This window comes from Devosia rhizoryzae, from assembly GCF_016698665.1.
Taxonomy (GTDB): Bacteria; Pseudomonadota; Alphaproteobacteria; order Rhizobiales; family Devosiaceae; genus Devosia; species Devosia rhizoryzae.
Window position 1 is genome coordinate 61,015 of sequence record NZ_CP068046.1, and the last position, 16,433, is coordinate 77,447.

The 16,433-nt window shown below is 62.8% G+C and carries 18 protein-coding genes; 12 read left to right on the forward strand and 6 right to left on the reverse strand.

Features of this window, described 5'->3' with window-relative positions:
- Positions 1-8 precede the first annotated feature (8 nt).
- The gene (locus JI748_RS00255; RefSeq protein ID WP_201633708.1) at positions 9-1,316 is read right to left on the reverse strand and encodes an ABC transporter substrate-binding protein; all 1,308 of its coding nucleotides are present in this window, start codon (positions 1,314-1,316) and stop codon (positions 9-11) included.
- 146 nt (positions 1,317-1,462) lie between these two features.
- Between JI748_RS00255 and JI748_RS00260 the strand changes: the two genes are divergently transcribed.
- From JI748_RS00260 to JI748_RS00280, 5 genes are all read left to right on the forward strand, one after another.
- On the forward strand, positions 1,463-2,608 hold the full coding sequence (locus JI748_RS00260; protein WP_210338812.1) for an ROK family transcriptional regulator: 1,146 nt from the start codon (positions 1,463-1,465) through the stop codon (positions 2,606-2,608).
- A 427-nt stretch (positions 2,609-3,035) separates the two neighbouring features.
- Positions 3,036-5,306: an LPS-assembly protein LptD gene (locus JI748_RS00265; protein ID WP_201633714.1), complete on the forward strand. Its 2,271-nt coding sequence runs from the start codon at positions 3,036-3,038 to the stop codon at positions 5,304-5,306.
- A 2-nt stretch (positions 5,307-5,308) separates the two neighbouring features.
- Entirely contained in the window at positions 5,309-5,821 is a 513-nt protein-coding gene (locus tag JI748_RS00270) for a hypothetical protein (protein WP_201633717.1), read from the forward strand.
- Positions 5,822-5,924: 103 nt separating this feature from the next.
- A complete protein-coding gene (locus tag JI748_RS00275) occupies positions 5,925-6,515 on the forward strand; it encodes an alpha/beta hydrolase (protein WP_201633720.1) in 591 nt (196 codons plus the stop codon).
- A gap of 83 nt (positions 6,516-6,598) precedes the next feature.
- Positions 6,599-7,630 carry a DUF3298 domain-containing protein gene (locus JI748_RS00280; protein WP_201633723.1) on the forward strand — a complete coding sequence of 344 codons (1,032 nt, stop codon included), beginning with the start codon at positions 6,599-6,601 and terminating at the stop codon, positions 7,628-7,630.
- A 3-nt stretch (positions 7,631-7,633) separates the two neighbouring features.
- On the opposite strand, the gene JI748_RS00285 is transcribed toward JI748_RS00280, so the two are convergent.
- Both JI748_RS00285 and JI748_RS00290 read right to left on the reverse strand, forming a co-directional pair.
- A complete protein-coding gene (locus tag JI748_RS00285) occupies positions 7,634-7,930 on the reverse strand; it encodes a GNAT family N-acetyltransferase (RefSeq protein WP_201633726.1) in 297 nt (98 codons plus the stop codon).
- 21 nt (positions 7,931-7,951) lie between these two features.
- Positions 7,952-8,512 carry a tetratricopeptide repeat protein gene (locus JI748_RS00290; RefSeq protein ID WP_201633728.1) on the reverse strand — a complete coding sequence of 187 codons (561 nt, stop codon included), beginning with the start codon at positions 8,510-8,512 and terminating at the stop codon, positions 7,952-7,954.
- 107 nt (positions 8,513-8,619) lie between these two features.
- Between JI748_RS00290 and JI748_RS00295 the strand changes: the two genes are divergently transcribed.
- From JI748_RS00295 to JI748_RS00320, 6 genes are all read left to right on the forward strand, one after another.
- Complete coding sequence (locus JI748_RS00295; protein ID WP_201636918.1) at positions 8,620-9,006, forward strand: RidA family protein; 387 nt, start codon at positions 8,620-8,622, stop codon at positions 9,004-9,006.
- Between the two features lie 110 nt (positions 9,007-9,116).
- A complete protein-coding gene (gene eda / locus JI748_RS00300; protein ID WP_201633730.1) occupies positions 9,117-9,752 on the forward strand; it encodes a bifunctional 4-hydroxy-2-oxoglutarate aldolase/2-dehydro-3-deoxy-phosphogluconate aldolase in 636 nt (211 codons plus the stop codon).
- Positions 9,753-9,757: 5 nt separating this feature from the next.
- The gene (locus JI748_RS00305) at positions 9,758-10,123 is read left to right on the forward strand and encodes a winged helix-turn-helix domain-containing protein (protein ID WP_201633732.1); all 366 of its coding nucleotides are present in this window, start codon (positions 9,758-9,760) and stop codon (positions 10,121-10,123) included.
- A gap of 67 nt (positions 10,124-10,190) precedes the next feature.
- Positions 10,191-10,916 carry a molybdate ABC transporter substrate-binding protein gene (modA, locus tag JI748_RS00310; RefSeq protein WP_201633734.1) on the forward strand — a complete coding sequence of 242 codons (726 nt, stop codon included), beginning with the start codon at positions 10,191-10,193 and terminating at the stop codon, positions 10,914-10,916.
- 126 nt (positions 10,917-11,042) lie between these two features.
- Positions 11,043-11,717, forward strand: a complete 675-nt coding sequence (gene modB / locus JI748_RS00315; protein ID WP_201633736.1) for a molybdate ABC transporter permease subunit — start codon at positions 11,043-11,045, stop codon at positions 11,715-11,717.
- Between the two features lie 61 nt (positions 11,718-11,778).
- Positions 11,779-12,951, forward strand: coding sequence for an alpha-hydroxy acid oxidase (locus JI748_RS00320; protein WP_325166915.1), 1,173 nt, complete (start codon positions 11,779-11,781; stop codon positions 12,949-12,951).
- A gap of 170 nt (positions 12,952-13,121) precedes the next feature.
- Here the strand turns inward: JI748_RS00320 and JI748_RS00325 are convergent, their stop codons facing one another.
- Genes JI748_RS00325 through JI748_RS00335 form a run of 3 tightly spaced genes read right to left on the reverse strand, consistent with a single transcriptional unit; the run spans position 13,122 to position 14,814 of the window.
- Entirely contained in the window at positions 13,122-13,904 is a 783-nt protein-coding gene (locus tag JI748_RS00325) for an anti-sigma factor family protein (RefSeq protein ID WP_201633740.1), read from the reverse strand.
- Positions 13,901-14,404 carry a sigma-70 family RNA polymerase sigma factor gene (locus JI748_RS00330; protein WP_201633743.1) on the reverse strand — a complete coding sequence of 168 codons (504 nt, stop codon included), beginning with the start codon at positions 14,402-14,404 and terminating at the stop codon, positions 13,901-13,903. Before JI748_RS00330 ends, JI748_RS00325 begins: the two co-directional genes overlap by 4 nt.
- Before the next feature lie 17 nt (positions 14,405-14,421).
- Positions 14,422-14,814, reverse strand: a complete 393-nt coding sequence (locus tag JI748_RS00335) for a COG4315 family predicted lipoprotein (protein WP_201633746.1) — start codon at positions 14,812-14,814, stop codon at positions 14,422-14,424.
- A 208-nt stretch (positions 14,815-15,022) separates the two neighbouring features.
- On the opposite strand from JI748_RS00335, the gene JI748_RS00340 reads away from it, so the two are divergent.
- On the forward strand, positions 15,023-16,129 hold the full coding sequence (locus JI748_RS00340; RefSeq protein ID WP_233280577.1) for a TRAP transporter substrate-binding protein: 1,107 nt from the start codon (positions 15,023-15,025) through the stop codon (positions 16,127-16,129).
- Positions 16,130-16,433: the final 304 nt, after the last annotated feature.

Sequence of the window (16,433 nt, forward strand, 5' to 3'; positions counted from 1 at the left end):
TAAGGGGATCACTCGGTGGTGGCTTCGATGCCGGCGAGGATGTTGTCGAGATCGCCGGGATTCTGCATGTAGCTCACGATCGCCTTGTAATAGGCTGAGCCGGTAGCAGCGCCGTTGAGCACGTTCGGGCCAGCTGCGAACTGGACGTCGCCGCTGAGATACTCAGAAGCGATCTTCTGCAGCAGCGGGCTTGGGTAGACGTCGGCCGAAACGTTCTGGTTGGCAACCGGCCAACGGTTGAGCGAAGCCAGGTAAGTCTGGGCCGGCGTCGAGGCGATATACTGGAGGAACGCCTTGGTCGCCGCATCATCGGTGAAGCCGACGCTGATGGCGGACTGGAAGAGTTCGTTGCCGTAGAACGCCGGATCGCTTGCCGGAACGCGGAAGAAGTCGATGTTGTCGCCCGGAACGGCAGTTTCGCCGATCAGGCCCGGAACCCACGCACCCCAGAGTGAAATCTGGCAGGTCGCCGGATCGGTGACGAGGCCGGTATAGCCGGTCGAGATCGGGGTCGAAAGCGCGCCGATGACGCCGCCCTGGACGTGGCTGTCCTGCATAACGACGCGGCCGAACTCTTCAAACGCCCACTTCACCTCTTCGCTGGTCCAAGGCAGTTCGCCCGAACCCCACTGGGCATAAAGCTCGGGGCCGTACTTCTTGAGGAAGATGTTGTCGACGATCTGCGCGCCCGGGAAGCCGCTGCCGGCACCGGCATTTTGCGCCGCGCACCAGACGGCGTTGCCCGCTTTAGCCTGTTCATTGGTCCAATCGACGATCGCCTGCCAATCCTGCGGCGCTTCGGGGCCGGTATAGCTCTTGGGATTGTACCAGACCATGAAGGGGTTCATGCCCTGATAGACGCCGAAGACCTTGCCGTCATAGGAAGCTGTTTCGAGCAGCATTTCACCGAAATTGGCGGTGAGTTCATCGCCGAACGCGGCAGTCAGGTCGACCAGCTGGCCGTTCTCGGCCAGATCGATGGCTTCACCCAACTGGATGTCGGCGACGTTGGGCGGGTTACCGGCCTGGATGCGCGACTGGACGATGGCGGTGATGTCCTGAGTGCCGGTATAGCGAACCTCGATGCCGGTGGCTTCACTGAACGCTGCGTAGACGTCCTGCAAGGTCTGGCCTTCAGCCCCGCTGTTCTGGCCGATGACTTCGACATAGCCGCCCGGCTCGATGCCTTCGGCAATGCGCTTGGCCTCGGCGACAGCCGCGTCGCGGTACTGATTGGCATCCTGTGCCAGAGCGGCAGCGCTGGAAACGGCAGACAGCGCAACGCCAAGAGCGGCCATGGCGGCCAGCTTGTTCATGATCATAATGGTTCCTCCGTTGTCGGTTTCAAGTCAGCCGATCAGGGCCGTCGTACCAACTGTAACAATTATCACGCATGTTGACACTTATATGTCAACACTGATCTAATAACGTCAAAATTGACGTATATAGGCAGCCGATGGAAATGATTGATGCTCTTCAAAGTTCGGCGCGACAGCGCGAATTCGATGCCGATGCCATTACGCTTCTTGAGGCCTTGCGGCGTGGTCCCAGGAGTCGCGCGGAACTGGCTAACACTATCGGGTGGTCGCGAAATACCGTCGCCGCCAAGCTTGCGTCCTTGATTGACGCTGGCTGGGTTATCGAGATCAACGATTCGCAGGGGGATCGCGGGCGACCTTTTACCCGCTACGGCCTCAATCCGGTGGCCACCCATATCTTTGTGGCGCGCTTTGACGCGGAAAGCGTAACGGCGGCGCTCACCCAGCTCAACGGCAACGTGCTCGATTGGGAGCAGCGCGACCTTCCTCAAGCGCAGGGGCCGGAAACGGCCATTCGCACGCTGGACGAAATGCTGGAAGCAATCTGCGGCCGTACCGGCATTTCCCGCTACCAGATCGGTGCCACGATTGTGGGGGTTCCGGGACCCGTATCGGAGATGCGGCGGACCGTGCCTTGGTCGAAGGTGGGCGTGTTGCCGGCCGACCTCGCTGCGCATTTCGGCATGAAAGTGGCAGTCGAGAACGATGCCAACATCATGGCTCTGGGCGTGCAACTCGAACATCCCGAAGCGGAGTCCGTGCTCTTTCTGCTGGTGGAAACCGGCATCGGCGCTGGTCTCGTCTTCGGAGGACACCTGCATCGGGGTTTTGGCGGCTGGGCCGGTGAGGTTGGCCACATTCCCGTTGCGGCAGGCGGCAACATTCCCTGCATCTGCGGCAATCGCGGCTGCCTTGCCAATGTCGCTTCCAACCCCGTACTGCTGCGGTCGATATCGACGCCAGAACGGCCTCTTAATACCGTCGAGGATTTGCGCGCCGCTGTTATCGATGGCGATACGGCAGCCATCGTCGCTCTACGCGAAGCAGGACGTCACATCGGCGAAGCAATCACCGGCCTTGTCGTCGGCCTTGCCCCCGACATCATCAGCGTCGGCGGCAACATCGCCCAAGTCGGCGACCACGTGATCGCCGGCATCCGCGAAACCCTTTCCACGCGTACGCCCCCGGCCATCTCCTCGCATCTGCGTATCATGGGGGCACCCGAGCATAACCGCACGGGTGTGAAGGGCGCGACCGAGTTGGCGCTTGATCTGCTTTTCCAGCTCTAAATACTTTTGTTCTTGAGAGAGGCGCGAAACGACTTGAACGGCCGGGCTGGGCGCTGACCTGCCATTGGCAGGTAGTTGTCGGCTCCAAAGCTATCCACCCCGTTCAGCTGCCAAGACTCACCTCCTTGTGGCATCAGGCTCTTCAAACGAGGTTGCTGGGCTTTCCTCCTCTTGCCCTGTTGCCGTGAGGGCACGGTGGGCGCTCCCTTGGGGGAGGTTTGCACATTGTTCATTGCCCGCCTCTAGATTGGTCGGTACTTTATCGATTAATGGGGCGAGCTGCCGGAAGGCGGCCTGTTCCGCGCGTGCTGGAGAGTGCAGTGTTTGAGTTGTGGCGCGGCGCTGGGGGCAGGACTTCTTGAGGTTGGCTCGGCAACATCTTTTGGGTGCGATCGCAAGCGCTCTCCTTTTGGGGGTGGCCGCTGCCGTGCCTGCATCTGCGCAGATGCTGGTGCCCGAGAACTTCTTCAACGCCCCGATCGACCCTGCTGCGCCCACCGCGGTGGAAGCGGACGAGCTGGTCTTTGACAGCGTCAACAACATCATCAGCGCCCGCGGCGACGTCGTGCTGCGGCTTGGCGGCTATACGATCACCGGCAATGAGCTGGTTTATCGCCGTGCCACCGGCGACATGGATGTGGTGGGCGATGCTACCGTGACCGATCCTGCCGGCAATGTGACGGCGAGCCCGACCATTTCGCTGACCGGCGGCATGAAGCGCGCCGTGCTCAACACCATGACCATCACCGCCTATGATGGCTCGCGCATCACCGCTGACAGCGCTGATTTCGACCGTGAGCTCGAAACCATCCTCACCAATGCGCAATATGCGCCTTGCGGCGAGTGTATCGATGAAGAGGGGCGGCGGATCGGCTGGTCGATCAGCGCAGCGCGCATCGTCCAGAACAACGAAGACGGCTCGATCAGCTTCGAGCAGCCAACTCTGGCGCTGCTTGGCGTGCCGGTCGCGTGGCTGCCCTATCTTTGGTTGCCTGATCTTAGCAACGAAGGCCTCGACCGCGTACCCAAGCCCAGCATCGGTTACACCGAACAGATCGGCCTCAAGGCCGAAGTGTCCTTTTCTGCGTATTCTTCGCGCTGGACCGATATCATTCTCACGCCGACCCTGCTCACCAATCAGGGCTTCTTGATGGGCGCCGAATGGGTGCAGCGTTTCGACAATGGGTCGATGCGTATTAAGGCATCGGGGCTTTACCAGTTCAACCCCGATGCCTTTACCTTTCCCGATGCGCGGCGGGAGTGGCGTGGCGCAATCCAGGCCCAGGGCGAGTTCGTACCGGTCGAAGAATGGACCGCCGGCTTTGCCTATGCGACCTTTACCGACAGCGCCTACTTCAAGGACTACCTCCTTGAGCCGCGCCGCGCCGGGATCAACGAAGTCTATGCGACGCATCTGACCGAAGACACGTTTGTCGATGCGCGCGTGCAGCAATACAATCTGCTGGGCGACACCGAAAGGTTCAACCAGCGCCAGGACGAGCAGGGGATTGCATTCCCCAACCTTCGCGTGGAGCGGACCTTCGATCTTCCGCCGGGTGCAGGCCGCATCGATGTCGAGGCCAAGATGCTCAACATCTATCGGGCGCGCGAACACACGACCACGGTCAACGGCATTCCGTATGACCTTGGCTATGGTGGTACCCGTTTGCACGGCATGACCCAGGCGAGCTGGCAGAACCAGCTGATCTTTGGTGGTGCGGTGGTGACGCCTTTTGCCGGGGTGCGCCTGGATGCGGCGTCATATGACAGGTCCTCTGCGACCGACCTTTCCAATCCCGGCATTCCCCCCGCCAATCAGGTTCTGCTTGGCGCAACGCCCATCGCCGCGCTCGATGTTCGCTATCCGCTCGCCGCCTATGGCAATGGTGTGACCCATCTGATCGAACCGATCGCGCAGCTGGTGTATCGCGGCGCTTCGAGCACGCAGCCGGGGATCACCAACGAAGACTCGCAAAGCGTGTTCTTCGATGACAGCAATCTCTTCAGCTACAATCGCTTCACCGGCATCGACCGGCAGGAGACGGGCCTGCGCGCCAATCTGGGTGGCCGCTATCTGCTCGACTTCAACGACGGCAATTATCTCGAACTGATCGGCGGGCAGTCGTTCCAGCTGGCCGGTACCAATGTCTTTGCCGAACCGAACCGTCAGCAGGTGGGCGTCGCTTCGGGGCTCGACCTGGCCTCGTCCTATGCGGTGCTCGGCGCTTATGGCGTGCTTGCCGATACGGTCAAGGCGGGCGGCAAAGTGCAGCTCGATACCGGCACGATCGATATCGCGCGTGCGTCGCTGGGCGCGACCTATTCCGGTGACCTCTTCAGCGCCGGCGTGAGCTATCGTTATGCGAGGGCAACGCCAGCAGCAGGCAATATCAGGGCGCAGCATGAACTCGGCGGCGAACTGACGGTGCCCTTCGCCGATTACTGGTCCGCAACTGGCCAGGCCTATTGGGACCTTTCGGCCAACAGTTTCCTTCTGGCGGGCGCTGGCCTCACCTATGACGATGGATATCTCAGCGTCGGCGGCTCCGCCGTCAGGACCGGGCCGACACATACCAGCCCGAACGACACGCGCTTCCTTGCGTCCTTCCGCCTCAAGGCGCCGGCGGGGCTCGATATCGGCTATTCGGGCGCGGTGCCGGTGGTGCAGGATTGGCTGAAACGGGCAGGGACGCCATGACGATGAAGCATTTTTTGGCCCCTCTCGTTGCCGGTGTCTTCGCGATCACTCTTGGCGCCTGCACCAGCTTTGCGCCGGTCTATGGCGATGTCTCGAGCACCAGCGTTTCCGCTGCGCGCTTCAACTTAGCGCCGCCCAAGAACCGGCTTGAGCAGATCATTCTCAACCGGCTCGACATCGCCTTTCCGGGCCCCGCCAATCCGAGCGATCCGGTGTTGACGGTAACAGCGGCGACCACGGGCCTGGCTGGTGGCCTCTCCAACGCCATTGTCGTGGGCAATCCGGTCTCGACCCGGGTCGAGGCGACGGTGACGATCACCCAGGGCGACCAGGTGCTGTTCACCACGCGGCGCTTTACCGACTCCACCTATCAGTCCGGCAAGCTCACGCCCACCGACGTGTTCTCGGCCACCGGCGCGCAGGAAACTGCGGCCAGGAGCACGGCAGAGTCCCTGCGTGCGGCGATCCTTGCCGGTTATCGGCCGGGCATGACCCCGATCACGCCGGCGCAGTAAACGCGCTCATTGTTTGGCAATCGGCAACACTGCGTGGCGCGGGCCCGCTGTTGCCTTGCGGCCGGTTTGTCCTGATATCGTGGGCAACAACGAGGAGCCCGCCATGTCCACCTACCATTTCCGTGCCGATCAGAATGCCGACGCCGATGCGCTGATCTTTCTGTTTCACGGCACTGGCGGCGACGAAAACCAGTTCTTTGATCTCGCCGGGCAGCTGTTGCCAGGCGCGCGGCGGGTCGCCCCCCGGGGCGACGTCAGCGAGGGCGGCGCCCTGCGCTATTTCCGGCGCACCGGTGAAGGCGTCTATGACATGGCCGACCTTGCCAAGCGTACCGCTGCAATGACGGACTTCGTTCGCGATCAGATCGGGTCGTCACGCCCGGCACGGGTGCTTGGGCTTGGCTACTCGAACGGCGCCAATATTCTTGCCTCAGTGCAATTTGCTGCGCCGGATCTCTTCGATGCGACCATGCTGATGCATCCGCTGATCCCGTTTGCGCCGCCCCCCGCTGACTTCCAGAACCGGAAGGTGCTGATCACAGCGGGGCGTCGCGACCCGATCGCACCGGCAGGAGCGACCCAGGCGCTGGCGGATTATTTTACGGCGAGCGGCGCGGCCACGACGCTTTTCTGGCATGAAGGCGGTCACGAATTGCGTGGCGAGGAACTGAGCGCCATCCAGGCTTTTCTTTGATCCGCAGCACTTTGTATGCCGAGGCGTGACGTGGCTCCGCAGAGAAGCTAAGCTCCCGGCAACAAACAGGTTCGAGGGCCGCCATGATCCGCTTTGCTGTCGCCACTTCGCTGTTTCTGGCTGGCTTTTCCCTGCCCAGCGTTCCGGTTCTGGCAGCAAGCTTTGATTGTGCCAAGGCCGGCACGCCATTCGAGCACGCCATCTGCGACAGCGAGGAGCTCTCCGCCGCCGATGTCCGGCTGGCGCGCACCTATGCCACGGCTGCCGGCGGCTTGAGCGAGAGCGCGACCGGGGCTCTGCGGGCCGGCCAGCGCGAGTGGCTGAACTATGCGCAGCGCGCCTGCACGCCCGATGCCGAACCTCTGACGCGTGGCGAATACAACGAGGAAGGCACTTCCTGTCTGGTCGACCTCTTCGCTTCGCGCGCCCGAGTGCTGGAGACCAGCCGGATGATCGAGGGTCTGCGGTTCTACCCGGTCAGCGAATATGAGGCGCTGCCCGATCCCGAGTATCAGGGAGATTCGTCCTGGGCGGTTGCCGAGCATGAACTGTCGCTGGTGCAGCTCGATGGTGAGCAGCCCTTCGCCGAATCTTTCAACGCGCTGGTGCGCGCCGAAGGCGAAACGATGCAGGGCGGCGACGAGAACGTCGCCAGCGATGCCAGCAGCGACAGCACCAATTCGATCACCGTCAAGGAAGTGGCCGGCACCGGGCGCATCACGCTCGACGTCAATACCTACTGGTATGGACATGGCGCAGCGCATGGCAACTACACCATCAGCTATCTCCACTTCCTGACCGGCGAAGGCCGAGCCCTCGAGGCCAGCGATCTCTTTACCGGCAAGAAGTGGCAGCAGGCCTTGCTGGATCTGACCGTCGCCGCGCTTGAGGAGGAGCATGGCGAAGCGCTGATGATGGATGGAACCGAGTATATCGAGGACACAGTCATCGATCCGGCAAGCTGGGACCTGTCGAACCCCTATGGTCTGGTGATCCAGTTCCAGCCCTACCAGGTTGCCGCCTACGCCTATGGCGCGCCGACCGCGACCGTGAGCTGGGACGATCTGGTGCCGTACCTTGCCGAAGGCTCCAACAGCATCCGCTTTGGCTTCTAGCGCCTAGGCCAGCAGGTCGCCCCATTCCTTGTGGCGGCGGAACTGGGCCACGACATAGGAGCAGACGGGGCGGATCTTGAAGCCCTGCTCGCGGGCATCGGCGATGGCGGCATTGACGAGCTTTGAGGCGATGCCGCGGCCCTCGAAGGCGGGTGGCACGCCGGTGTGGTCGATGACCATGGGGCCGTCACCGGACTTGCTGAAGGTCATCTCGGCTTCGGCGCCGCCATCGAGCTCGATGAAGTAACGGCCGCGGCTCGGTCCGTCTTCGCGCTGAATGGTGTAATCCTGATCGGCCATGATGGTGAAGTCCTTGATGGTTCAGCTTCGGATCGGCGGCGGTCCGAGCTCTGGGAAGAGGCTGCGCTCGGGCAGGAAGGGGTGGATCTCCAGCCCTTCCAGAAGCGCTGCCTTGGCCTCTTCATATTTGCCCTGCGTGTGGAAGATTAAAGCCCTGCCGGCGAGGGCGCCGAAATGGCGAGGCTCGAGTTCGAGCGTCTTTTCGACATCGCGGAGGGCACTTTCATAGTCGCCGCGAAGGAAGTTGGCGGTGGCCCGGAGGTTGTAGGCTTCTGCGTAACCAGGGTAATCGGCAACAAGCTCGTCGATCTGCGGCAGCTGGGCGACGGGACCGGCAAAGCCGCCGCCCTTGATGATCGCGTCGACGCGGGCTGCAAGTTCTGCGTCATCCGGATGGGTCCAGAGCTGCCAGATCTGGTCGCCTATGGCGCGGGCCTGGGCCTCGTCGGTAGCCCCGTGCAGGCTGGCGAACAGGGTGTCGAGTTCGGCGGATTGTTGGGCAGAAAGTTGGGCGAAGACTGTTGTGGCCGGAACGGCGGCGAACAGGACGGCGAGGATGAGAGCGCGTGCTAATCTTGCCATTTTGCGAGTGTGGCGTCTTCGCGACGCCGCATCAAGTGCCAATGTGCTAACGGAGGGGTAACACTTGCCGGCCCCCAAGCGTCAATCAAGGAGAAACCATGAGCGAACTGCAACACCATCTGATTTCCTCAGGGCCGCGACCAGTCGCCCCGTTCAGCCATGCGGTCGAGACCGACGGCTGGGTGTTCGTTACGGGGCAGATGCCGACCGATCCGGCGGCACCCAACGCGCCCCTGCCGGAGGGGATCGAAGCGCAGACACGACGCGTGGTCGAGAACCTCAAGATCGTACTCGGCGGCATCGGGATGGGGCTCGAACATGTGACCATGGCGCGCATCTACCTGACCCAGTTCGAGCGCGACTATGCGGCGCTCAATGCGCTCTGGCCCAGTTTCTTTGCAGAGGGCCGGTTGCCGGCGCGGACCACGGTTGGCGTAACGGCGCTGGCCGTTGGGGCGCTGGTTGAAATCGACCTCGTCGCGCGGCGGCCCTAGCCCCCACCTTGCCTCCCCGTCAGGAGAAGGGAGGAGAAGAATGGCAAATCCTCTTGCAGGATTTGTTCGGGCCGCCTAACCCTTTGCCCAGCTTTTCGGGAAGGATCACCATGCCGCAGGACGCCAACGCCATCCGCTCCATTCTGTCGCTGGCGCCGGTGGTGCCGGTGATCATCCTCGACGATGTGGCGCAGGCGCGGCCCTTGGCCGAAGCTCTGGTCGCCGGCGGCTTGCCGGTGCTCGAAGTGACATTGCGGACGCCCAATGCGCTGCGCGTCATGGAAGAAATGGCCAAAGTGACCGGCGCCATTGTCGGCTCCGGCACGGTGCGCAATGGGGGGCACATGAAGGCGTCGGTGGATGCCGGTTGCCGCTTCATGGTGTCGCCCGGCGCATCGCCGCGGCTGCTGGATGCGGCGGACGATGTCGCCATTCCCCTGCTGCCGGGTATCGGCACGCCGACCGAAGCCATGGCGGCGGCAGAGCGCGGCTATTCGTTCCTCAAGTTCTTTCCGGCCGAAGCGCTCGGCGGAGCGCCGGTGCTCAAGGCCTTTGCGTCGCCCTTGCCGGACATCACCTTCTGCCCCACCGGCGGCATCGATGCGGAAAAAGCCAAGACCTACCTTGGCCTTCCCAACGTGATCTGTGTCGGCGGCTCCTGGATCATGCCGGCCGATGCTCTTGCCAGCGGCGACTTTGCGCGCGTGGAAGCGCTGGCGCGCGAGGCGAGCGCGTTGCGGGGCTAAGCATCATGGCCAAGGACGTTCCCGAGCACGGGCTTGGCCATCTTCGCATCGTCCTGACCGAACATGCCTATCTTGGCCCGGGCCGGGCTGATCTCCTCGAAGGCATCGCCCAAACGGGCTCGATCGCGGCTGCCGGCAAGGCGATGGGCATGAGCTATAAGCGCGCCTGGAGCCTGGTACAGGCGCTCAATTCCGGGTTTGGCGTGCTGGTGGTTTCGAGCCGCGGGGGCGCTGGGCAGGGCGGAGCAAGCCTGACGCCGTTGGGCACGGATGTCTTGGCGCGCTACAGGGCGATGGAAGCGAAGGCACAGGCCGCCATTAACGAAGATGTCGAGGCCTTGCGCTCGATGATTTCCGATATCTCCCCATAAACATATCGCTTGCGTGATCGGTCTCTTCCGAGTCACGATGTGTTCCGAAGAACATATCGGAGATCCCATGTCCCGCATCCTGTTGTCCGCCATGCTGCTTGCCGCTACAGCGCTTCCGGTCATGGCTGAAAGCGTCAATGTCGCGGTTGCGGCCAATTTCACCGCAGTGGCAGAGGAATTGGCGGCAAAGTTCGAAGCGGAGAGCGGGCACGAGGTGGAGCTGAGCTTTGGCGCCACCGGACAACTCTATACCCAGATCACCCAGGCGGCGCCCTATGGCGTGTTTTTGGCGGCTGATACGGAGCGACCGGAAAAGGCCATCGCCGAAGGCCTGGCGGTGGACGGCAGCTTCTTCGTTTACGCCCAGGGGCGCCTTGCGCTCTATGGCGAGGGCGTCGATGCCGACAATGGCAAAGCGGCGCTGAAGGGCGACTTCGCCAAAATCGCAATCGCCGATCCCGAGGCGGCCCCTTACGGGCAGGCAGCGGTCGAAACGCTGGAAGCCCTCGGACTATGGGAAACCCTCGAGCCCAAGCTGGTGCAGGGCGAAAGCATTTCCCAGACGCTGCAGTTCATCGAAAGCGGCAATGCTGAGCTCGGTTTTGTGGCGGCCAGCCAGGTACTAGGCAAGGACGTCTGGATCGTGCCGGCGGAGCTGCATCAGCCGATCGAACAGGGGGCGGTGCTGCTCAAGGCAGGCGAAGGCAATGCTGCGGCAGAGGGGCTTTTGCAGTTTTTGCGTAGTGATGCGGCGGTGGCGGTAATCGAGGGGGCGGGGTATTCGGTGCCTTGATCTGAACGCGCACCCCCGCCCAGCCTCCCCCTGAAGGAGGGGGAGGAGTGGAGCCGGTGGTCTTGGCACGATAGAGCTCCTCCCCCGTCTTCCGGGGGAGGTTGGGTGGGGGTGTTTGCAAGAGGCATGAGCGAGCTGTACTCCCCCATTCTCCTGACCCTCATGCTGGCGCTGTGCGTGACGCTGATCCTGCTGCCGCTTGCAACGCCCATCGCGTGGTGGCTGGCGCAGGGGCGGGGCAGGGGGCGGGAGGTGGTGGGGGCCGTCGTGACGCTGCCGCTGGTATTGCCGCCCACCGTCCTCGGCTTCTACCTATTGCTGGCGCTGGGGCCGTTTGGCCCGGGCGGCGCATTAGCGTCGCTCTGGGGCGCGCGGACCCTGGCGTTTTCGTTCACGGGGCTGGTGATCGGCTCGATTATCGCCTCGCTGCCCTTCATGGTGCAGCCGCTGCGCAATGCTTTCGCCGCGATCGAAAGCGAAGTGCTGGAAACCGCCGACACATTGGGCGCATCGCGCTGGCAGCGCTTTCGCCGGGTGGTCTTGCCGCTCGCGCGGCCCGGCTATCTGGTGGGCGCCATCATGACCTTCGCCCATACAATGGGGGAATTCGGCGTGGTGCTGATGATCGGGGGCAATATTCCCGGACAAACCAAGGTCCTCTCCATCGCTATTTACGACTTCGTCGAGCGGCTGGAATGGGAACGGGCGCATGTCCTGGCGGGCGGCATGGTCGTTTTTGGCTTTGTGGTAATCTGGAGCTCGTTGGTCCTGGGCCGAGACCGTGAGCGCAGCGAGAATTGACGACTAACATGTTAGTTGCTAGGCCGGTTGCGACAACAGCCGGGGTGCCCCTATGCCTGCCATCGACAAGGTTCTTACCGTCGACGAGATGATGCGCCTGGCGCGGCGCCGGGTGCCAAAAATGTTCTTCGAATATGCCGATAGCGGCTCCTACACCGAGGGGACCTATCGGGAAAACGAGAGCGATTTTGGCAAGATCAAGCTCAACCAGAAGGTGGCCGTCAACCTTGAGGGGCGCAATCTCAAGGTAGCCATGCTGGGCAAGGAAATTGCCATGCCCGTCGCCATCGCACCCGCAGCAACCGGGGGCATGCAGACCGCGGACGGCGAGATCAAGGCCGCGCGGGCGGCGGCAAAAGCTGGCATCCCATTCACCCTTTCCACCATGAGCGTCTGCTCGATCGAGGATGTGGCGGAGAACACGACGGCGCCGTTCTGGTTTCAGCTCTATGTCATGCGCGACCGCGACTTCATCTATCGGCTGATCGACAGGGCCAAGGCTGCCAATTGCCCGGCGCTGGTTCTGACCATGGACCTCCAGATCCTGGGGCAGAGGCACAAGGACATCCGCAACGGGCTGGCGACGCCGCCAAAGTTCACGCCCTATTCGGTGTGGCAGATGATGCATCATCCCCTGTGGTGCATGCGCATGCTCGGCACCAAGCGGCACACGTTCCGCAATATCGTCGGCCATGTCGGCGGCGATCACGACCTCGCCTCGCTGTCTGCCTGGACGGCTTCGCAGTTCGACCCAACGCTGAACTGGGGCGATGTGCGCTGGATCAAGGAGCGGTTCGGCGGGCCGGTAATCGTCAAGGGCGTGCTCGACGCCGATGACGCGCAGGCGGCGGTGGACAATGGCGCCGATGCGGTCGTGGTCTCGAACCATGGTGGGCGGCAGCTGGACGGCGCGCCCTCGACCATTCGCGTGCTTCCGGAAATCGTCGACCGCGTCGGCAAGCGCACCGAGGTCTATCTCGATAGCGGCATCCGCTCCGGGCAGGACGTGATCAAGGCGCTGGCCTATGGGGCCAAGTCGACCTTTATCGGGCGGCCGATGCTCTATGGGCTCGGGGCTGGCGGCGAAGAGGGCGTGACGCGGGTGCTGGAGATTATTAGGCGTGAGCTCGATACGACAATGGCGCTGTGCGGCGAGCGGGATGTGCGCAATGTCGGGCCGCACAATATTTATTCGAACGACATTCCGGCGAGGAACGCGCCGAGGGTGCAATAGACTGTGCTCTTGCGCATCCCTCCCCTTGAGGGGTAGGGAATGAGGGTGGGGTAGGGCCGAGCACTCGGAACTGTATGCTTGGCCCCACCCCACCCAGCTTTGCTACGGCTCTGCGAGCCTAGCGGCGCTACCCTCCCCCTCTAGGGGAGGGAGGTGCAAGAGCACTATATTCAGCTCTCGTATAACGGGCTGGCGCCAGGGCTGAGCTGAGCGAACACCGCATTGGCGATGGCTTGCAGCTGTTCCGGCGTGCCGGTGCCGACGATGGTGCAGGTGAAGATCGTGTTGGCCCAGTAGAGCACCTGGTCGGTGCCGAGGCGGACGCTTTCGTAGGCCGGTCCACCCACGCCGGTGGCTGGGGTGATGTAGAGGGTTGTCCGCTCGCCAGCGGCATTTTCATACATCAGCTGGGCGGCGCGGCCGCCGGGAATTGCTGGGGCGGGGAGGAGGCGGCCGCCGAGAAAGGTGAGTCCCTGCACGGATAGATCGGGCATGGCAAGCGTGGTATCGAGACGGTTGGAGAGCCAGGTGGACAGATGTTCGCTATCGTTGCTTGCCACTTCAACCGCGTGGCGGTTTTCGGCGACATAGACGGTATGGGCGCTAACGGCGTCGGCGATCAGGCGATCGTAGAGCGCCGGCGCGTTCGCGCTCGGACGCAGCAGCCAGCCGGCGGCAATGCCGATGCCGAGCACGCAGACGATCATGGCGGCCTGAGCGACAGCGCGCCATTGGCGGCGCTGCGCCTGAAGTGCCAGGCGATGCGGATCGAGGTGGCTGGGCAGGGGTTCGGCACCGACGGGGGCATAGAGAGTGCGGATAGCGTCGGACTGACGCGCATAGGCCGCGACCTCGGCCATGGCGGCGGCATCGGCCTCGACCTTGACGCGGGTTGCCGCGTCGAGCTCGTTATCGAGATAGGCCATTAGCGTGTCACGAGAGATTTCGCTCATTTGACGGTCCGCAAGTGGGGCTGCGTTTCGCCGCCGGTCAGCTGGCGCAGCGTGGCGCGGGCGCGGCCGAGCCGGCTCATCAATGTGCCGGTCGGGATCTGCAAGATCGCGGCAGCTTCGGAATAAGCGAGGCCTTCAAGGGTCACGAGCAGCAAGGCTTCCTTTTGATCGAGGGGCAGGGTTTCGATGGCGCGGGCGAGTTCGGCAAGCGCCAGGTGTCCGGGTTGCGGGGCCGAGGTTGCGAGTTCGACCGTGGCGACATCCACCGTTTCGCCACGGCGGCGATCGCTGCGGCGGCTGTTGCGGTGGAGGTTTGTGAGGATCGTGAACAGCCAAGGACGAAGCGGTCCGCGCGGACGAAAGAGGCCGCGGCGGGCAATGGCGCGTTCCAGCGTATCCTGTACCAGGTCGTCGGCGCGGTCGATGTTACGGGTGAGCGCGCGGGCGTAACGGCGCAGGGCCGGCACGTCCTTTTCGAGCTCATCGAGAAAATCGACCACGCCGCAGCTTTCAGGCTTTATTCGACCGCAAGATGCCAGACGCCGCCGACGCCGTCACCGGTGATGTCGCCGGGCGCCTTGTCGTTGACCCAATAGTAAAGCGGCATGTCCTTGTAGGCCCACATCTTGGTGCCGTCGGTGCGCTCGACAATGCTGAAGTCGCCTTCAGCCTGGGCGGCGTCGTCGGCCATCAGCGGCGGCCACTTTTCGGCACAGCTATCGTAGCAATTGGTGACGCCGGCGGTGTCCTTGTCGAAGATGTAGAGCGTCATGCCGCTCTCGTCGGTCAAAACCTGCTTGCCGCCGATATCGGTGGATTTGACCATGCCGCCGAGATAGTCGACGGCAAAGCTTGGAGCGGCGATCAGGGCGAGCGCGGCGGCGCCCAGAAGAAGCGAACGGATGTGCATGGGATTTCCCTCCTGTTGCGAGGCCGACGCTGCGGCCTCCACCAGGATCAACACCGGGGCGGCGGGTTTAATCCGCAAATAGTTGTAGATTTTTCTTTAAGCGGCACAAGGCGCTGGACAGGTTCGGTGCGGATTGCTTTGTTAGCGCCAAGCGCTGCGCCGCTCGCAAAGGCCCAGCGATAAGAATGATCATTCCGGGAGGAACACCATGATGAAGAGACGCGAATTCTTTAAGCAGGCTACGGTTGCCACGGTTGGCGCCGCCGCTGTCACCGCCGGCCTTGCCGCTCCGGCAATCGCCCAGGGCAATATCACCTGGCGCATGGTGACCACCTGGCCAAAGAATTTCCCGGGGCTCGGTGTCGGCGCGCAGACGCTGGCCGATCGCATCACCAAGGCTTCGGGCGGCCGTCTGACCGTTCAGGTGTTTGCTGCCGGGGAAATGGTGCCCGGCCTCCAGGCTCTTGACGCCGTCATCGACGGTTCGGCCGAAATGAGCCACGGCACGCCATATTACTGGCAGAACAAGAGCCAGGCCCTGTCGTTCTTCACCGGCGTGCCCTTCGGCATGACCAACCGCGAACTCACCGCCTGGGTGCGCTACCTTGGCGGCCAGGAAATCTGGGACAAGGTCTACGACCAGTTCGGTCTCCAGGGCTTCCTTTCCGGCGATACCGGCACGCAGGCTGGTGGCTGGTTCCGCAACGAGTTGACCGGCGTCGCCGATATCCAGGGTCTGCGCTTCCGCACGCCAGGTCTTGGTGGCCAGGTCTGGGCAAAGCTTGGCGCTTCGGTGACCAACCTTGCCGCCGGCGAAATCTTTGCCGCGCTGCAGTCGGGTACGCTCGATGCCGCCGAATTCGTGGGCCCCTATAACGACCTCGCGCTGGGCTTCTACCAGATCGCCAAAAACTACTATTTCCCCAGCTTCGTCGAGCCGGGCCTCGCTACCGAAATCGTGGTCGACAAGGCCAAGTTCGCCGAGCTGCCGGAAGACTTGCAGGAAATCGTGCGCGTCTGCGCCCAGTCGGCCTATGACCAGGTCGCTTCGGACATGTATGCCAACGATCCGCGTGCGCTCAATGCGCTCGTAGCCGAGCATGGCGTTCAGGTTCGTGCATTCCCCGAAGAGATCGTCGAAGCCGGCGCCAAGGCCTCGATGGAACTGATCGCCGAAATCCGCGAAGGCGGCGATGCCCTGACCAAGGAAACCGCAGAAAGCTTCGTTTCGGCCTTCAACCTCCTCCGTCAGCGCACCGAAGGCACAGATATGCCGTATCTCGCGGCACGCGAGAAATACATCAAGTTCGAATAAGGACCGCTCGGTCAAAACGAAAAGTCCGGGTGAAAGCCCGGGCTTTTTGCTTTTCAGCACTTCATTTGTCTGAAGCTCGGTAAGTGGAGTTCTCTCCGGACAAGCCCGGCGCGCTTTGGGTAACTTATTCCTCTTATCCCCGCCCCTTCGACCTTGCGCTAGAGTTTCCCCTATCAGCCGGGCAACGATGGAGTTGCAACGATCAACTGTCCGGCGACAGTCGGGAGCACCCTGAATCGTTACGGGGTGTGGGTCCGGGGATGGGTCGCGGCGAAATCCGCCCCTAATAAACCTCCTGCCAGAA